Origin of the sequence: Clostridium sp., assembly GCF_018372875.1 — a bacterium.
Lineage (GTDB): Bacteria > Bacillota > Clostridia > Clostridiales > Clostridiaceae > Clostridium.
In genome coordinates this window covers 1-18,495 of sequence record NZ_JAHAIF010000055.1, presented here as the reverse complement: position 1 = coordinate 18,495, position 18,495 = coordinate 1, and the positions used below count along the sequence as shown (strand labels likewise).

The 18,495-nt window shown below is 28.4% G+C and carries 19 protein-coding genes, 1 tRNA gene and 1 rRNA gene; 18 read left to right on the top strand and 3 right to left on the bottom strand.

Annotated elements, in window-relative coordinates:
• Nucleotides 1-288 precede the first annotated feature (288 nt).
• The 3 genes from KIB46_RS14020 to KIB46_RS14010 all read left to right on the top strand — a co-directional run bounded on the left by KIB46_RS14020 (nt 289) and on the right by KIB46_RS14010 (nt 1,486).
• Entirely contained in the window at nt 289-435 is a 147-nt protein-coding gene (locus KIB46_RS14020; protein WP_291672685.1) for a hypothetical protein, read from the top strand.
• A gap of 91 nt (nt 436-526) precedes the next feature.
• Nucleotides 527-970, top strand: a complete 444-nt coding sequence (locus tag KIB46_RS14015; protein ID WP_156561931.1) for a hypothetical protein — start codon at nt 527-529, stop codon at nt 968-970.
• A 63-nt stretch (nt 971-1,033) separates the two neighbouring features.
• Nucleotides 1,034-1,486: a VanZ family protein gene (locus KIB46_RS14010; protein WP_156561928.1), complete on the top strand. Its 453-nt coding sequence runs from the start codon at nt 1,034-1,036 to the stop codon at nt 1,484-1,486.
• 15 nt (nt 1,487-1,501) lie between these two features.
• Here KIB46_RS14010 and KIB46_RS14005 read toward each other — a convergent pair whose 3' ends face one another.
• Nucleotides 1,502-2,878 (bottom strand): DUF2334 domain-containing protein, encoded by a 1,377-nt coding sequence (locus KIB46_RS14005; protein ID WP_291672681.1) that lies wholly within the window; start codon nt 2,876-2,878, stop codon nt 1,502-1,504.
• Between the two features lie 169 nt (nt 2,879-3,047).
• Here KIB46_RS14005 and KIB46_RS14000 point away from each other — a divergent pair, with 169 nt between their 5' ends.
• From KIB46_RS14000 to KIB46_RS13955, 10 genes are all read left to right on the top strand, one after another.
• On the top strand, nt 3,048-4,553 hold the full coding sequence (locus KIB46_RS14000) for a hypothetical protein (protein ID WP_291672679.1): 1,506 nt from the start codon (nt 3,048-3,050) through the stop codon (nt 4,551-4,553).
• A gap of 16 nt (nt 4,554-4,569) precedes the next feature.
• Nucleotides 4,570-6,408 (top strand): LTA synthase family protein, encoded by a 1,839-nt coding sequence (locus KIB46_RS13995; protein WP_156561921.1) that lies wholly within the window; start codon nt 4,570-4,572, stop codon nt 6,406-6,408.
• Between the two features lie 22 nt (nt 6,409-6,430).
• The gene (locus KIB46_RS13990; protein ID WP_156561918.1) at nt 6,431-7,396 is read left to right on the top strand and encodes a glycosyltransferase family 2 protein; all 966 of its coding nucleotides are present in this window, start codon (nt 6,431-6,433) and stop codon (nt 7,394-7,396) included.
• A 1-nt stretch (nt 7,397) separates the two neighbouring features.
• Nucleotides 7,398-7,802, top strand: coding sequence for a GtrA family protein (locus KIB46_RS13985; protein ID WP_156561916.1), 405 nt, complete (start codon nt 7,398-7,400; stop codon nt 7,800-7,802).
• 289 nt (nt 7,803-8,091) lie between these two features.
• Complete coding sequence (gene fusA, locus KIB46_RS13980) at nt 8,092-10,188, top strand: elongation factor G (RefSeq protein ID WP_291672675.1); 2,097 nt, start codon at nt 8,092-8,094, stop codon at nt 10,186-10,188.
• 157 nt (nt 10,189-10,345) lie between these two features.
• A complete protein-coding gene (locus KIB46_RS13975) occupies nt 10,346-10,582 on the top strand; it encodes a hypothetical protein (protein WP_027099242.1) in 237 nt (78 codons plus the stop codon).
• 88 nt (nt 10,583-10,670) lie between these two features.
• Nucleotides 10,671-11,618, top strand: coding sequence for an ROK family protein (locus KIB46_RS13970; protein WP_291672672.1), 948 nt, complete (start codon nt 10,671-10,673; stop codon nt 11,616-11,618).
• 60 nt (nt 11,619-11,678) lie between these two features.
• A complete protein-coding gene (locus KIB46_RS13965) occupies nt 11,679-12,302 on the top strand; it encodes a histidine phosphatase family protein (protein WP_156561908.1) in 624 nt (207 codons plus the stop codon).
• A 278-nt stretch (nt 12,303-12,580) separates the two neighbouring features.
• Nucleotides 12,581-13,822, top strand: coding sequence for a competence/damage-inducible protein A (locus KIB46_RS13960; RefSeq protein WP_291672670.1), 1,242 nt, complete (start codon nt 12,581-12,583; stop codon nt 13,820-13,822).
• A 161-nt stretch (nt 13,823-13,983) separates the two neighbouring features.
• Complete coding sequence (locus KIB46_RS13955) at nt 13,984-14,934, top strand: type II CAAX endopeptidase family protein (protein WP_156561904.1); 951 nt, start codon at nt 13,984-13,986, stop codon at nt 14,932-14,934.
• Between the two features lie 99 nt (nt 14,935-15,033).
• On the opposite strand, the gene KIB46_RS13950 is transcribed toward KIB46_RS13955, so the two are convergent.
• Nucleotides 15,034-15,468 (bottom strand): hypothetical protein, encoded by a 435-nt coding sequence (locus KIB46_RS13950; RefSeq protein ID WP_156561901.1) that lies wholly within the window; start codon nt 15,466-15,468, stop codon nt 15,034-15,036.
• A gap of 73 nt (nt 15,469-15,541) precedes the next feature.
• Nucleotides 15,542-16,282 (bottom strand): NAD-dependent protein deacylase, encoded by a 741-nt coding sequence (locus KIB46_RS13945; RefSeq protein ID WP_156561899.1) that lies wholly within the window; start codon nt 16,280-16,282, stop codon nt 15,542-15,544.
• Nucleotides 16,283-16,580: 298 nt separating this feature from the next.
• Here KIB46_RS13945 and KIB46_RS13940 point away from each other — a divergent pair, with 298 nt between their 5' ends.
• The 5 genes from KIB46_RS13940 to KIB46_RS13920 all read left to right on the top strand — a co-directional run bounded on the left by KIB46_RS13940 (nt 16,581) and on the right by KIB46_RS13920 (nt 18,486).
• Entirely contained in the window at nt 16,581-17,075 is a 495-nt protein-coding gene (locus tag KIB46_RS13940) for a CarD family transcriptional regulator (RefSeq protein WP_156561897.1), read from the top strand.
• Nucleotides 17,076-17,238: 163 nt separating this feature from the next.
• Nucleotides 17,239-17,460, top strand: a complete 222-nt coding sequence (locus KIB46_RS13935; protein ID WP_291672664.1) for a hypothetical protein — start codon at nt 17,239-17,241, stop codon at nt 17,458-17,460.
• A gap of 39 nt (nt 17,461-17,499) precedes the next feature.
• Nucleotides 17,500-17,614: ribosomal RNA gene (rrf, locus tag KIB46_RS13930) — 5S ribosomal RNA — on the top strand.
• Nucleotides 17,615-17,620: 6 nt separating this feature from the next.
• A tRNA-Phe gene (locus tag KIB46_RS13925) sits at nt 17,621-17,696 on the top strand.
• Between the two features lie 574 nt (nt 17,697-18,270).
• Nucleotides 18,271-18,486 (top strand): hypothetical protein, encoded by a 216-nt coding sequence (locus KIB46_RS13920; RefSeq protein ID WP_027099251.1) that lies wholly within the window; start codon nt 18,271-18,273, stop codon nt 18,484-18,486.
• Nucleotides 18,487-18,495: the final 9 nt, after the last annotated feature.

Here is an 18,495-nt window from a genome sequence, read left to right as displayed (position 1 = left end):
AGAAATTAAGCATAGGATTTTGAGAATCCTATGCTTTTGGGGTTTTACTTACAATTAAGTTTCCCGAAGGGAGCGTGGCGCAGCCACTTTTTTTATTTTAAAGAAATAGGTATAATTGTGTTATAATATGGAATAAAATAACTAAAGATAATTATATACAATAGCTTTTGTATTTTATATAATTTAGTTATAGATATTTTCTGCATACGTTATCAATAAAAAATATATTTAAAAGCTTTGTTAATATATGATATTAAATAATTCTCTTATGGGTGGGGAGTGTATAAAGTGCATAAATTAGAGCTATTGAAAGATAAACTTAAAGAGTTAAAGTTAGAAAAGAGAAGATTATTATTATCTGGAAAAGAAACTAAAGAAGTAGATATAAAAATAAAAGAGATAGAAATTGAGATAAAACAAGAAGATAAACAATAAAACTTTTATTGAGTAGTTATAAATTTGGATTAACAATCATATTAAATGTTAAGATGAGATTCAAATATATTGCTCAAAAGGAGTGAAGTTTATGATAAGGACAGTAGTATGCCAAAGAGAAGGGTGTTGTGGAAATAAGTTTTATATCGAAACTATAGACAATAATTTGGAAGTAACTTGTAAAGAGTGTGGATCTAAATACTTATTTGATGTTAGCTATTATGACTTTGTAATGCTCTCTAATTGCTCATCATGTAATAATGATACTTTTAAGCTATTTAGAGATGTTGAGAAGGAAGGCATATATGCAAAATGTAGTGAATGTGGTGAACCACCAGAAAAGATATATATAGATGCGGATGGAATTCAAGTATCTTATGAAGGAAAATTACTACATGATATAAAAGAGTTAATGTATCAAGTTGACCAAAGAGTTTGTAATTTAGAAATTAAGGTTGAATCAATGGAGCATAGCCAAGAGGTGCTAGAAGAATCATTAGCATATATAAATAAATATATTGTAGATCAGCGCTAAATTAGAAAATAAATGATATCTAGTGTATAATTATACTTATAATTTATATGCTAGGAGATTTATATGAGCGATAGGAATAAAAAAGTAGTAAAATGGGGGTTATTTTTAGGTTGGATGATTTTTATATTTTATATGTCTCATCAGCCTGGAGATAAGTCTAGTGAACAAAGTAGATTTGTACTATATATTTTTAATTTGCTAGGATTAAAATTGGATACGTATTTTGGAGAGTTAGCAACTTTAATTATAAGAAAGGGTGCACATTTCACAGAATATTTTATCTTGTTTATCTTAACATATAATGTTATAAGTTTATATGTAATAGAGAGAAAAGCTAGATTTTATTCGGTAATACTTGTATTTTTATATGCATGTTCTGATGAATTTCATCAATCATTTATACCTGGAAGAGGCCCAGCTTTTAAAGATGTTATGATTGATACATCAGGAGGAATATTAGGATACCTTTGTGTAAGCATATACAATGAAGTTATTAAAAAAAAGAGGGAGTTATAGTTTAACTATAGCTCCTTAATTTTTTAACTCTGTTACATGTGTAGTTATATATTTATTCTCATTAAGAGATTTTACTATTTGTTGAAGTGGAGATTCTATAGAGTAGTTTACATCAAATACATTATTAGATGTATCAACTTCTATAAAATCTAATTCCTTTGTAGAATGATAGAAAAAGCTTGCTAATAATCCAGGAGTAGGTTTATTTAGCATTTTTATTATTGGATTAGCATCTAAGTCTCTTACGTAACTTAAAGGTGTAGGTATATATAAGTTATTGTTTTTAGTTTTTTGTAGTTTAGTATATATTAAATAATTCTTTGGTTCATAAATATATTGAAAGTATTCTTCTATAATAGATTTTTGTGCAGAAGATGCTTTATAGTGCGAACTTTCAAAAAAACCAAAAGGTATATTTAATGCAGTAGCAGTATTGATAGCATTTTCGATTACGGCTCTAGTTTCATCTTCTGAGCTATTAACTTTACGAGAAAGTTCAGTTCCAACAGCACTTCTAGAATCTCCAGCTTGATGAGTATATCCATGTAATCCTATTAATGCACCATGGTTAATAAAGTAATCTAATAGATTTATAAAAGCAGCATTTTCAAATGTATCAACAGTTAATAAATCATTGTCAATATTATCATTAGGGGCTTTAAATCTAGGTATCCATGCAATATGATATTTGATTCCTGAATTATTTAAAAAGTTTGCCATTGCTTTAAACTTAGGTTGATTAGCTTCTGATGATATTCCTTCACCAGCTGTAAAATCTTCTAACCTAACTAAAGCTATTTTTCCATTGGAAGTTTTTTCAGAAGAATTATTTTGTATATTACTTTGGGGGGATTTTAAAATATTGATAGTCTTATTTTCAAATGTATAAACTGAAATTAAATTAAATATCTCTTCTATATCTGATATAGAAATAAAATATTGGTTATTATTGGTTAATATATTGCCTCTTAAATATAAGGATTCATTTCCTTTTATATAAGAGGTCTCATTTAAAGTAATAGTGTGATTAGAATTTGAGATAGTAAAAGTATTATTTGATTTATTGAGATTATATCCAAGCGTTTTACATACATAATCTAGGGGAATATAGTGTCTTTGAGATTTTTTTATGACGGGTATTGAAGAATCAATATTACTTAACATATTAACTTTAACATCGTAAACCAATTCTTCTTTCGTATTTTTAAAGTTTAATTTAGGTGTATAGGGAGATTTAAAGTCATCATTAGGTAATAATTTAGATTGTATTTTATTATCTTTTACTGTTACAAATCCTTGGAAAAAACTAAAATAAAATAATATTCCATATAAAATTGCAATAGAGAGTATAGATAATAATGTAGATAATATAATTTTTTTCTTTTTACTCATTTCATACTCCTTAATTTATAATAATTCAATAAAAATTATAGCATAAATAGCTATTATTATATAAAGGCTTACAAAACTTAAGAAAATATTTATAAACATACAATAAAATACAGTGCTAAAAATGATATAATGAAATGTAATGTGGTTTATTATATGGAGGATAAAATAAATGAAGGTCATGGATAATATAAAAAATAACTATACTAAATATATCGTAGGTACTTTTATTATAATATCAGCTTTACTAATAGCTTATATATTATTTAAGTATCCACAAGTTGGAGTTGCTGATCAGGGAGATTTTGATAGAGTTATGGGTTTATCAGGATTATCTTTATTAGATTCAGATAAAATGAATCCTGATTTTAAACGTTTCTATGATTATATTGTTACGGACTATAAGATTAATACAAATATATTTACTTTATTTATTACACTATTTGGATCAAGTATGGGGTACTTAATAACATTCATATCTTACATATGTAAGGTTTTAGGGCAAGAAGTATTTAAAACACAATATTTAGCTATTGCTTATGCAATAATATATATATCTTCTATTGCAATTATTTTAAAGAACTTAAATATAAAAAGTAAACTTAAATTAACTATTGTTGTGCTAGTCAGCATTTTTGTGTTTATGGATGGAAACTATATACTGTGGTTTAATAGTTTATATGGAGAACCAATGATGTTATGTACATTATTGCTATTTATAGGGACATTTTTATACTATATTAATTGCAAATATGTAAGGCATGACGAAAGTAATATAGCATCTAAAATTTCTCTAGTATATATAGGTGCATTTATGTTCTTAGGATCAAAGATGCAGGTATTTACCACTTTACCATTTGTAGTAATACTGTTATGTAAGATTCTTTGGGATAACAGAAATATATTAACACGTAAGAATTTAATATTATTATCAGTATTTTTAGTTGTGGTAATAATCTATCCAGTTCAAATAAATATGGTAAATAAGAATATAAGTAAAGATACTCAATATAATTCTGTGTTTTATGGAGTTCTTAATGGATCAGAAACGCCTGAACAGGACTTAATAGATCTTGGACTTAATCCAGATATGGCAGGAGAAGCAGGAAAACATTCTTATTTAGATGCAAGTGAATATGTTAAATATGTACCTAGAACTCCAATAACAGAGGAAGAGTTTTATAGTAAAATAAGTAATGGAAAGCTAGCTAAATTTTATTTGACTCATCCTAAAAGATTAATAGAGGGAATGAAGTATACAGCAGGAAAAGCTTTTATTACTAGTACATCTTTAGGAAAGTGTTATAGAGCTGATAGTGAAGAACCAGTAAGAGAATTTAATAGATTTACTACGTGGTCTAATTTTAGAGAAACAAAATTGCCAACAAAGTTATGGTTTATACTAGCAGTATTTATAAGTGTATTTATAGTATCTTTAATCAAGTTTATAAAGAATTCAGGAAATGAAGAGGTTAGAAATAAGATATTATTGTTATGGGGGATAATGTTAATAGGTGGAATACAGTTCCCAATGCCTTTTGTAGGAAATGGTCAAGCGGATACAGCTAAACAATTATATCTATTTAATTTTGTGTTTGATATATTACTAATTATAGGAGTTCTTTGGAGTTTATTTAAACTAATTGATTTTATTAAAGATAAAATAGTAAAGAGATAGGGTAGGTCAACAATTTATGAATTTAAAGGATAAAATAAATGATATTAAATTTTATAAAAGAAAAGTGTTTTCAACGGGAATAAGTAAATTTAGATTTATTACAATAATAGATATGTTGTTAAAGTCTCTTATATTTATGACTTTAGTTGAAGTAAGTTCTGCAGATAAAATTAAATTTAGTAATATAAGCTTTAAGTTTATATTTGTTAACTTAGCTTTTATATTATTATTTTATTCATTTGGATATTTATTTTCAAGAAATAAGCAAATTGTATATTATATTATTTTAAATATATTATTCAGTACTTTATTGATAGCAGACTTATGGTACTTTAGAGTAAATAGAGATTTTTTAGGATTAAAGAATATATTCTTTTCAGGTACATTTAATCCTGTAGGGGAATCTTTATATCAATTTAAAGCTATAGATTTATTATTTGTTATAGATATAGTTGCCATAATTTTATTTGTTTTCATAAAGAAGATAAGATGTATTGAGTCAAGAAGTGTTGGAAAGTTCCTTTTTACTCTTAGGCATGTAGCAATTATTTTGTTAATATCATTTGTATGTATAGATGTGTTAAGTATTAGTGGATGGTCTAATAGAATGCTTACTAAGAGATGGACGACACTTATGTCTGCAAGAGCATCAGGACCAATAGGATATCATCTTATAGAGTCAGCTAGAACTTTATCTAAAGTAATGAATCCTTTATCAAATAGTGAAAAAGATGAGATAGAGGAGTGGTTAGCTTATAATAGAGAAGATTTAGAACCAAATGAATATAGTGGAGTTGCGAAAGGAAAGAATGTAATATTTATTCAGGTAGAGTCTTTAGAGAATTTTGTTATAAATAAGAGTGTAAATGGAAAAGAGATATCTCCATTTTTAAATAAGCTTACAAGAGAGGGATTGTATTTTAACAATATATATGAACAAAATAATGCAGGTAATAGTATAGATTGTGATTTTATGGTTAATACATCTATATATCCATTAGGTGATAAAATTACTGCCTTAAATTATGGTGAGAATGTTTATTCTAATTCCTTGCCTAGAATATTAGAGGGAGAGGGATATAAAACAATATCATCTCACGCAGAAGAAATTGGAGAATTTAATTGGACAGAGTTGCATAAAAATGGATTTGGAATTGAAACTATATGGGATATTGGAGATTATGTGTATGAAGAGACTGTAGGATACGGATTATCTGATAGAAGCTTTTTAACACAAGTTTCTGAAAAATTGAAAAGTGTACAAGAACCTTTCTTTTTTCAAGCACCTACAATGTCTAACCATGGTCCATTTGAAATTGATGAGAAGTATAGAGAGTTAGACTTACCTGAAGAAGTTGATGAAAGTTATTTAGGTGGATATTTTGAGAGTGTAAGATATACAGATAGACAGATTGAAATGTTCTTTGAGAAATTAGATGAAATAGGTATATTAGATAATACAATGATTGTATTATATGGAGATCATGGTGGAGTTCATAAATATTATAATGATGATATACAAAAACTAGATTATGAAGGAAACTGGTGGAAAGAATATGATAATAAAATTCCTTTAATTATATATTCAAAAGGTATTAAGCCAAGTATTATTGAGGCAAGTGGGGGTCAAGTAGATATCCCAACTACTATTGCATATTTACTTGGTATTGATAATGATAAGTATTTAAGTACATCTATGGGAAGAGTATTGGTTAATACAAATAGAGATGCTACAATAATAAAAGGGAATGAAGTTAAAGGAAATGTTAAAAGTGAAGAAGAATTAGAACACTTATTAAAGTCATATGAGATAGGTGAAAAAATTATAAAGAATAATTATTTTGGAAGAGAGTAAAATCTTTGCGGAGGATTAGAAAATGAAAAAAATCTTATATTTAGTAGTCCCTTGTTACAATGAAGAAGAAGTACTACATGAAACTGCTAAAAGATTATTAGAAAAGATTAATGTGATGATAAAAAATGAAGTTGTATCTGAAGAGAGTAAGATTCTATTTGTTAATGATGGATCTAAAGATAAAACTTGGAGCATCATACAAGAGCTTCATGAACAAAATAACATTTTTAGTGGTGTTAATTTATCAAGAAATAAGGGGCATCAAAATGCATTGTTAGCTGGTCTTATGACTGCTAAAGAATATGCTGATATGACAATATCATTAGATGCAGATTTACAAGATGATATAGATGTAATAGATAAATTTGTAGAAGAATACTATAATGGCAGCGATGTAGTTTATGGAGTAAGATCTTCAAGAAAGACAGATACTTTCTTTAAAAGGACAACGGCTCTTGGATTTTATAAGTTTATGAATATGTTAGGTGTAGATGTAATATATAATCATGCGGATTATAGACTTATGAGTAAGAGGGCTTTAGAAGGTCTAAGCCAGTTTAAAGAAGTAAATCTATTCCTTAGAGGAATTGTTCCTTTAATAGGATATAGATATTCTGTAGTAGAATATGAGAGACATGAGAGATTTGCAGGAGAATCAAAATACCCTCTTAAGAAGATGCTTGCATTTGCTTGGGATGGAATTACATCATTTAGTATAAAGCCTATAAGAATAATAACAGGATTAGGATTTTCTATATTTGCACTAAGTTTTATTGCCTTAATATATTCATTAATTGTTAAATTTATAGGAAATACTGAAGCTGGATGGACTTCAATAACTATATCTATTTGGATGATTGGGGGAATACAATTATTATCTCTAGGAGTTATTGGAGAGTATATAGGAAAGATATACAATGAGACTAAGCAAAGACCAAGATTTATAATAGCAGATAAATTAATAAATAATGAAGAAAGAGATAATTAGTATGGAATCTTTAATTAATAAGATAAAAGAAGTATTTTTTTCTAAACAGTTTATAATGTTTGTCTTTATAGGTGTCATAAACACATTTAATGGAGTGATATTTTCATACATATATTCTAGCTTTTTAAATGAGAATATTGCATTTATATTTGGATATATTTCAGGCTTAGTAATATCGTATATATTAAATAGTTATGTTACCTTTAAAGAAAAGTTAGAATTTAATAAATTCATTAAATTTGCAGTTTCATATATCCCTAATTTTATCATTCAAAATATTGTAGTTTTCATAGTATTTAATATGATGGGATTGCATAAGTTAATTGCTTATGGGTTAGCTGCAGTAATTGGAGTTCCAATAACATTTGTGTTTATGAAATTTTTTGCATTTAAAAAGAATATATAGTTTTTAAAGATTAAGCAAACTTTGCTTAATCTTTTTTTAATATACGTAAAGAAAATTATGGTAAAAAATTCTGGAAATTCAAATAAGTCAAGAAGGTATGAATATTACATATAGAATATATAAAATGTAATATCTTAGTTTCATTATAAGGCAAGGACTATTTTATGGAGTGATAACATAAAAATTATAGTATAAGTTAGCTCGTGATTTATATGAATCAAAAAGTCTATATATAGGAAAGGTGGGTGAAAGTCAAAGGTTAATTAATATTAATACTTTGACGAAAATAATGAAAAACTATTCTATTAACAATCTTAGAAATTTAGGGATTATAGGACACAGTTCTTCAGGAAAAACTTCACTAACAGAAGCCTTATTGTACTATTCCAAGGTTACGGATCGATTAGGTAAAGTTGAAGATGGAACAACAATATCTGATTTTGATCAAGAGGAAAAGAAAAGAGGAATATCTTTATCATCCTCAGTAATTCCATTGGAATGGGAAAAAGTAAAAATTAACTTAGTAGATATTCCAGGATATTTTGATTTTGTTGGAGAAAGCATTCAAGGTATGAGGGCTGTAGATGTTGCAATGATTGTAGTTTGTGGTGTCGCAGGGACTCAAGTAGGCACAGAGCAAGCATGGGATTATTGTAATAAGATAAAGTTACCAAGAACATTTTTTATAAATAAGTTAGATAGAGAACATTCGGATTTTGATAAGGTCTTACAAAACCTTAAAGAGCAATTTGGAATTAGTGTTGTTCCTATACAATATCCAATCGGTAAAGAAAATAACTTTAATGGAGTTATTAATGTGATAACTAAGAGAGCAAGAGTTTATAATCCTAAAACTAAGATGATGGAGGTAGTAGAGATTCCACCAGAATTAGTTGATAAAGTTGATGAATGTAAACAAATGATTATGGAGGCAGTAGCAGAAACTGATGAGGTTTTATTAGAAAAATATTTTAGTGAGGGCGAATTAAGTGATTTGGAAATATATGAAGGCTTAATCAATGGATGTGCATCAGGTGATATAGCCCCTGTTATGTGTGGTTCTGCTACAAAGATTATAGGGATAAATACATTGTTAGAAGATATAGTTGAATGTTTCCCATCACCTAAATATGCAATACCACAAAAAGCATTAAATATTGAATCAAATAAGGAAGAATTTATTCAATTAAGTGAAGATAAACCTTTTTCAGCAATGATATTTAAGACTATAGCAGACCCATTTGTAGGTAAGATTTCATTGTTTAGAGTAATTACAGGTAAATTAAATGGGGATATGACTGTATTAAATACCAATAAAAATAAGATGGAGAAATTAACTCATGTATTTTTTATGAGAGGCAAGAATCAAGTCCCAACAGATAAAGTTATAGCTGGAGATATTGGAGCAGTAGCTAAGTTACAATATACATCCACAGGGGATACTTTATGTGATCAATCTTGTAAAATAATTTATGATAAAATGAATTTCCCTAATACGGTAATGTCAATGGCAGTTTTACCAAAGAGTAAGGGGGATGAGGATAAGATATCTCTAGCATTAAGTAAGTTACAAGATGAAGACCCAGTATTTAATGTAAATAGGGATATAGAAAATGCAGAAACAATAATTTCAGGACTTGGTGAAGTACATTTAGAGGTTATAGCATCTAAGTTAAAAAATAAGTTTGGAGTAGAGGTAAAGCTTAGAAAACCTAAGATTCCTTATAGAGAAACAATAAAAGGAAGTTCAGATGTACAAGGAAAACATAAGAAGCAATCTGGTGGACATGGTCAATATGGAGATGTAAAAATTCTATTTGAGCCTCGTAATGATGGGGAAAGTGATTTAGAGTTTGTAGATAAGGTAGTAGGAGGAGTAGTGCCTAGAAACTTTATTCCAGCAGTTGAAAAGGGTTTAAGAGATTGTATAAAGCATGGTATTTTAGCAGGATATCCTGTTATAGGCTTAAGAGCAACATTACATGATGGCTCTTATCATCCTGTAGATTCTTCTGAAATGGCATTTAAGATTGCTGCATCAATTGCATATAAAAAAGGTTTAGAGGCTGCAAAGCCAATTTTGCTAGAACCAATTATGCACATAGAAATTTTAATCCCAGAAGAATATATGGGAGATGTAATTGGTGATATAAATAAGAAGCGTGGAAGAGTACTAGGAATGGAGCCATGTGGTAAACTTCAGAAACTTGTTGTGGAAGCACCAATGGCAGAGTTATTTAAGTTTGCTACAGATTTAAGGTCTATAACTCAAGGTAGAGGAAGCTTTGATTTGAAAATAGAAAAATATGAAGAGGTTCCACCTACAGAAGCAATAAAAATAGTAGAGAAGGCCAATTCGCAAAAAGAATTGAAAAATGAAGATTAATATCTATGGAGGGTGGTAAATTTTACACCCTCTATTTTTGTTATCATTGTGAATATAAGTAAATACATAGGAGAAAATAGTTATGTGAGGAGAATAAAAAAATAGTTGTAGAATATACTTATATAGATTAGGGAGATAGGTACATTAGGAGGAGATTATGTCAGATTATAGGATGGAAATAAAAGGCCAAATTGGACTAAGTGATTATAGTAATATATATGATTATTTAGGTATAGTTGAAGATGATGATGTTTTTACAATTAAATTTGATAACAGTAATAAACATGATATAGATATTATTAATTCAATGCTTAAGGGGAGTTCATTTAATATTAAAGAAGAAGGATACGATAATCTAGGAAATTATTATATTAATACATATAAAAGAAAATAATTTATATTTATAGGGTTTATTTATTATTTAAAAGGATTTAGAATAATAATATAAACCCTTTAATATTTTACCATATGAGGAGGAAATCATGAAAAAGTATGTAATAGGTGTAGATTTAGGTGGTACAAAAATAAGTACAGCTATATCAACTATAGAAGGAAATATATTAGCAAATGTAGTATTACCTACTAAAGCTGAAGAAGGAGAAACAGCTGTATTAGGAAGAATAGTACAATCAATTGATGAAGTAATTGTTGGATCTAGTACTTCAATAGATGAAATAGAGGCTATAGGGATAGGTTCACCAGGACCTTTAGATGCGAAGAAAGGAATAATAATAACAACTCCAAATCTTCCATTTAAAGATTACAATTTAGTACAACCGTTAAAAGAAAAATATAATATTCCAGTATACTTAGATAACGATGCTAATGCTGCAGCAATAGGAGAGTATATGTTTGGTGCTGGAAAAGGTAAAGATAGTATAGTATATTTTACAGTTAGTACTGGAGTAGGTGGAGGAGCAGTATTGGATGGTAAAGTATACAGAGGTCATACATCTAATGCTTTAGAAATTGGACATACTACAGTAGATCCTAACGGACCTAGATGTAACTGTGGAAACTTAGGATGTTTAGAAGCAATATCATCAGGAACAGCAATAGCTAGAAAAGGTAAAGAAGCAGTTTCAACTAATGTTGAGACGAGCTTGAAAAAGTATGATACTGTTACTTCATATGAAGTATTTAAAGAAGCGGAAGCTGGAGATGAAGTTGCAAAAGATATAATAGATAATGCCTTAACATATCTAGGAATTGGTGTAGCAAATGCAATAGCTACATTTGACCCAGAGATGATAATAATAGGCGGGGGAGTATCAAAGGCTGGAGATATAGTTTTCAATACTGTAAAAAAGGTCGTTAATAAGAGATGCTTTAAGAGTATGGCTGAAAGTTGTCAAATAGTTCCTGCTGGACTTGGTTCAGATGCAGGAGTAGTTGGTGCAGTTGCATTAGCTATAATAGAGAGCAGGTAGTTATAATAATAATCCCAATAGTAAATGCTATTGGGATTTACTATTGGGAGGGACATTATTATGGTTACAGTTTATTTAACTAGACATGGACAAACTGTTTGGAACTTAGATAAAAGGTTACAAGGGTCTGGAAATTCTGATTTAACTGATCATGGAATTGAGCAGGCAGAGCAGTTGAAAAAAAGAGTAGATAGTCTTCAATTAGATGTTATATACACTAGTCCACTAGAGAGGGCAAGAAAAACAGCTAATATAATTAGGGGAAGTAGAAATATAGAAATAATAGAAGTAGATGCTTTTAAAGAAATAAGTTTTGGGGAATATGAGGGGTATACAGAAGAGGAACTATTAAAGGTAGGAAGAGGAAAAGAAATAAAAGAAATTTTTAATGGGAATATGGATATAAAGGCTCCAGGTGGAGAATCTTTAAGAAATCTATATAAGAGAGTAGGAGAAGCTTTAGATAATATATTAAAAAATAGCATAAATAAAAATATATTAATTGTAGCTCATGGTATGACATTAAAAGCTGTAATGAATTACTTTAATAAAGGAAATGGATTTTATGAAGAAATAATGGGACAAGCATCTCTTACAAAAATTAATTGTTATAAGGATAAATTTCACTTTGAGTATATAAATGATACAAGTCATATTAATAAAAAAATAAATTTAGGTTGGTAGAATACTTTTGTGAATAATTTTGCTAGGTACTACATATGTTAGAGATATAAGTACTAAATTCTTTTTCCTCATACATATTTTTCTTAACTATTTATTAATTAATGTTGTAAACTATTTTACTTTACACAGTAATGTAGTGGGGAAAAGAATTTTTTATATATGCTATCCCTAATTATTATTAGGGATAGCTCATATGCTGAAGGTTTAGGGGAGTCTATGACTCCCTTAAATTATTTGTGTTATAATGTATGTTAATAAAAGGAAGAGGTGAAGTTTTAATGAAGGCAGAAATATTAGCTGTAGGAACAGAGATACTATTAGGCGATATTATAAACACTAATGCACAATTCATATCTAAAGAACTAGCTTCATTAGGAATAGATGTATACCGCCAAGAGGTAATTGGTGATAACGAAGATAGATTATTAGAGGCAATGGGAGAAATATTTCAGAGAAGTGATATTTTAATATGTACTGGTGGACTTGGACCTACAGAAGATGATTTAACTAAAGAAACAATATGTAAGTACTTTAATGCTGACTTAGAGGTACATGAAGAATCTCTTACAGAATTAAAAAATTACTATAAAAGATTAGATAGGGAAATGACAGAAAGTAATCTTAAACAAGTTTATTTTCCTAAAGAATCAAAAGTTTTAGCAAATCCAAATGGGACAGCTCCAGGAATGATTTTAGAGAAGAATGATAAAGTGGCTGTTATACTTCCAGGACCTCCTAGAGAAATGAAACCTATGTTTTTAAATTATGTAAAGCCATATTTAAAAGATAAAGGTAATGGAGTTATAGTATCTGAAGTATTAAGAGTATTAGGTGTTGGAGAAAGTACAGCAGCTAATATGATTAAAGATTTTATTAATAATGGAGTTAATCCAACAGTTGCACCTTATGCAAAGGAAGATGATGTAATATTTAGGATTACTGCTAGAGGTAAGAGTGAAGAAGAGGGAAGAAAACTTATAGCGCCTGTAAAAGAGGAAATAAAAAGAGTATTTAATTTAGATTGCTATGGAGAGGGTGAAGAGATAACAATTGAAGAAGTTCTAGGAAAATTGTTAGTAGATAGAAAACTTACCATATCAACAGCTGAATCTTGTACAGGTGGAATGATAGCTAGCAGATTAATTAATTATCCAGGAATTTCTGAGGTGTTTTTAGAAGGTGCTGTAACTTATTCTAATGAAGCAAAGGAAAGAACTCTAAATGTAAAGAAGGAAACTTTAGATATTTATGGAGCTGTTAGTGAGGAAACAGCAAAGGAAATGGCTATTGGTATATCAAAAAGAACTGGTTCAGATATATCGGTTGTTACAACAGGAATAGCAGGCCCTGGTGGTGGTTCAGAAGAAAAACCTGTTGGATTAGTATATATAGGGCTATATTATAAAGGAAAGGTAAAAGCATTTAAATATATATTTAATGGAAATAGGCATAATGTAAGAACTAAAGCTACTGTTACAGCATTAGATTTAGTTAGAAGGGAAATTTTAAAGGATAATTAGTTATTAAAAGTGAAACAATCCCTCTTATGCTTAATATAAACACAAAAGGGATTGAAACGTATATAAATAAAATGGGGGAGAGGCGATTATAAAAAGCGTCTCGCTTCATATATAATTATTTCCTTAGTATACAAGAATTATTCATAAAATAGGAGAGAGAGATGAGTAAATTACAAAGATCTAACATATATTTCTTAATTTTAGTGCTATTAACAATATTTTTACCTGAATATTTAATAAAAACATATTTGTTAATGGGGATAAACGATATAAGAGTAATGCAATTTTTAAATCACGTTATTTTATTTTTAGTACCTGCAATAATTTATGTTGTTGTTACTAAAGTAAATATAAAGGAAACATTTAGATTAAATAAGATACATTTAAAAGACTTATTATTAATAATTTTAATTTCATTTGTTTGCTATCCATTAATGGGGTGCATATCTGCTATATCTCAGATGTTTTTTACAAATAATATAGGAACATTTATGGCTGCTATCGCAGATACTCCATATTGGGCTATGTTATTACTTATGGCAGTTACCCCTGCAATAACAGAAGAGGTGACTTTAAGAGGCATTGTTCTATCAGGATATGATAAGCAGTCTAAATTTAAAGCGGCACTAATAACGGGTGTTTTATTTGGTATATTTCATATGGATTTTCAACAGTTTTTATATGCTGCAGTATTAGGATTTATTTTTGCATATATAGTTAGAATTACAAATAGTATTTTTGCGTCAGTAATAATGCATTTTATAATTAATGGAATATCAGTAACGGCGCAAAAGGTTTTATTTTCTGCAGAGGAATTAATTTCTCAAGTAGTAGAGGAACCATCCTTAATAGATTTAAGTTTTAATATGAAGCTTACTTATATGTCCACTTATATATTAGTAGGAGTAACTTTTGGAGTATTAATATATAAGCTTATTCATAGGCTTGAAGTGTGGAACATAGAAAGACAAGGTGTAACAGGTGAAAGTGGTGAAGCTAGCTATTTAAGAGATGTAAGTGATGAACCTAAGGAAAGTGTAATTAATTGGTCTTTTATATTAATTGTAGTAATATACTTATCATTTATGATTTATGATGTATATATTAGATAATAAAAAAGCTATCGTTTATGATAGCTTTTTTTATATTTAAGTATTGACTAAGATTATACTTAGAGATTTATTAATAACTATTGTGGGATAGTATTAAAACTAAAAACTTTTAGTAATATTTCTTGAATTATTATAAAACAAAGAGAAATCACTTTGCTTTACCCAACCTCTAGAGTTTATGTTGCTATCTGTAGGTAGTGAAACATAAAACCATGTATCTCTTAGAACTTCAGCTTTATCTAAAATTTTGACTTCCATTTTTACCTGTGTTGTTTGAAGGAGGTTTGAACTTTCTATAGGAGCAATCAAAACATTAGATTTTTCTTTAAGTAAACCAGCATAATTCGTCGGTATAAGATATTTAATTTGAATAGAGTCCTTAGTTCTAGTAAATTTAGAAAGTTTAGACCTTAAATTATTATTTTGACTATTTGCAACTAAAAGTTGATGTTTTAAAATTGATTGTTTTCTATCAAAATAAAATATTGTTATAATAAGTGCTATAAGTAAAATTAAAAATATAATATACTTCATAAAAATGCTCCTTAATAGCTATACAATATAAATATATTTATCTATTAACAAAACATACCTAAAAGATAAATTACTATTTTAAAAAATTAACTACTTTTCCCAATACTTTTCCAATAGAGTTATGAATAACAAGGTCAGCTTTATTATCAGCAGTGGTTGAACTCTTATTTATAAGAATTAGATTTTTTCCTTTAAAATAATTAATAAGACCAGCTGCAGGATATACAACTAAAGAAGTACCTCCAATTATAAGGGTATCTGCCTTAGAAATGGCATCAATAGCACCTCTAATTACATCATCATCTAATCCTTCCTCATAAAGAACTACATCAGGTTTTACAGTTCCGCCACACTTAGAGCATGTAGGAACTCCATCTGATTCTAAAATAAACTTCTCATCATAAAATTCATGACAGCTTATGCAGTAATTTCTTAAAACAGAGCCATGAAGTTCAAATACATTTTTTGATCCAGCTGCTTGGTGTAAACCATCAATATTTTGAGTAACAATAGCTTTAAGTTTACCCATTTCTTCAAGTTTAGCTAAAGCTATATGGGCCTCATTGGGTTTAGCATTAGGATATATAAGTTTCGATTTATAAAAATTATAGAATTCCTTTGGATATCTTATGAAAAATGTATGTGAAACTAGTTGTTCGGGAGTAAATGTAATATTTAGCTTTTCATTAAAAAGACCATTAGAACTTCTAAAATCAGGAATTCCGCTTTCTGTTGAGACACCTGCTCCACCGAAGAATACTATATTATTGCTTTTTTTAAGTATTTGAGTTAATTGTTCTATTTCAGTATTCATAAAATCATCTCCATAAATATTTAATAATTTTATTATTGCACAAATATAATAAAAAATAAAACATACAGAAATTTGGAATTAAAAATAGCTTTAAAAGTAAATAAAAAAGTTTTACTTACATAATAATTTCAAATATGTTAAAATAAAGATACAACGAGTAGTTTTTGCAAGGTAAGTCCTGTTGTGAAGGCTATTTTTTTTATTTTGGCGTAATTTTTTAACTGCCTAAGTTAACTCTATATAAAGCTATTAGTAACTTCAGGTAATTAAAGTTTTATGTAAGGAAGGAGACGATTTTATGTTTAAGGTTAATGATTACGTTATGTATGGAATGACAGGAGCATGTAAGGTTATCGATATAAAGAAGGAAAAGTTCATGAACAATGAGCAAAAAGAATGCTACGTGTTAAGTCCTATTTACTCTAAAAATATGACAATAAAAATTCCAATAGATAATAAGAAAGTAGTTATTAGAGGTATACACTCTGAAGAAGAGGTAGAGTCATTAATAAAGAAAATATCTGATATGGATTTATTTTGGGTAGACAATGATAAAGAAAGATCAGAAACATTTAAGTTAATGTTGAAGAATGGGGAATGTGAAGATTTAATTACCATAGTTAAGAGCATTCACTCCAACAAGAAGAATAAGGCGTTAGGTAAAAGGACAAATAAAAATGATGATGAGGTTATGAAGACAGCAGAAAACTTATTGAATGAAGAATTTTCAATTAGTTTAGGAATAGAGAAAGAAAATGTTAAGTCTTATATACTTGGTCATATTAATGAATAATAAAATCTTATAATCAAAAGATGGTGAATTAACGAATATCACCATCTTTTTGATTTCTAATCCATAATGTAGAAGAACATTATAGAATAATATAATTCTAATTAATAATATAGATAAGTTATACATATAATTAATAAGTAACATTGTGGTAAGGAGTAGATTCATGGGGATATATGATTTGACAGGAGAGCAGATGCTAGCACTATCATGGCTTATGGCAACTGAAAGTGTACAAGGATTATCCTTAGCGGAGCAAGATGTTCTTGGATGTTTTTTTGTATCATTGGGAGAAAATATACTATTAATACGTGCTCAAAATGAACTGCTTTTTGATATCCGTAATGAGAGAAGGGGTAATACGGAAGAGCAGGGGGAAGGCTTTTAAATAAAAGTAAAAAAAGTAATTGACATAATTTAATTATATATATATAATACTAATTGAGGAAACACTCCTTCCCATACCGAACAGGAAAGTTAAGCTCTATAGCGCCAATGGTACTGCATGGGAGACCGTGTGGGAGAGTAGGACGTTGCCAGGTAGATATGGCTCGATAGCTCAGTCGGTAGAGCAGAGGACTGAAAATCCTCGTGTCCCTGGTTCGATTCCTGGTCGAGCCACCAGGAAAAGCACTAACTAAAAGTTAGTGCTTTTTTTATTCTTTAGGAAATTATATCTATTATTAAATTGAGGATAACTTCAACAATTTAGCTATATATTAGTTCATTTCTTCCTAAAGAATAAAAAATAAAATATATACCCCTGCAAGATTTTCCTCAGTCAAGCTTCGGAAGCTCTAATGAGTAAGTTCTATTTACCAAATTTAAATTTGGAATATCACTTATGCAGATGGGCGAAAAAAATCGACGGCTCCACAGTCTCCTTGGCGATTTTTTTATTTAAATTATTATGAAATAAATTTGTAACTAATAGTTAAATATTGTGTAATGATTAGTAGTGAGTATATATGTATAATAATAGTAGAAGAAATAAAAGGTTTAACAAAACTCACAAAAATGTAACAATTTATTTATTAAAAAGTAATAAATAACCCTTTACAAGGTAATTGTAAAAATGTATAATGATAAATGTAGTCAATAATAATACTAATCAATCTTTAAGTTTTGCTTAAGAAATACTTAAGAAGTTTAATTTATAATAAGTTTTGTAATTAATAGTATTTAGGAGATGAGTAAAGTGTTAGACAAATTAAGCCTAACAGATAAAGAATGTGAATATTTAGCAAAAGGTATTGCAATTGGAGTTGGGTGTGGAGTCTTTGTAGGAGCTATAGTAGGTAATGTTGCATTAACATTTTCAATTGGTGGTGTTGCAGGAATAATAGGTTCTTTATTTTACTCATGGCATATGAAAAGAAGAAACAAAGCTAAAAAGTCAATTAATATAGATTAAAATCCCCTG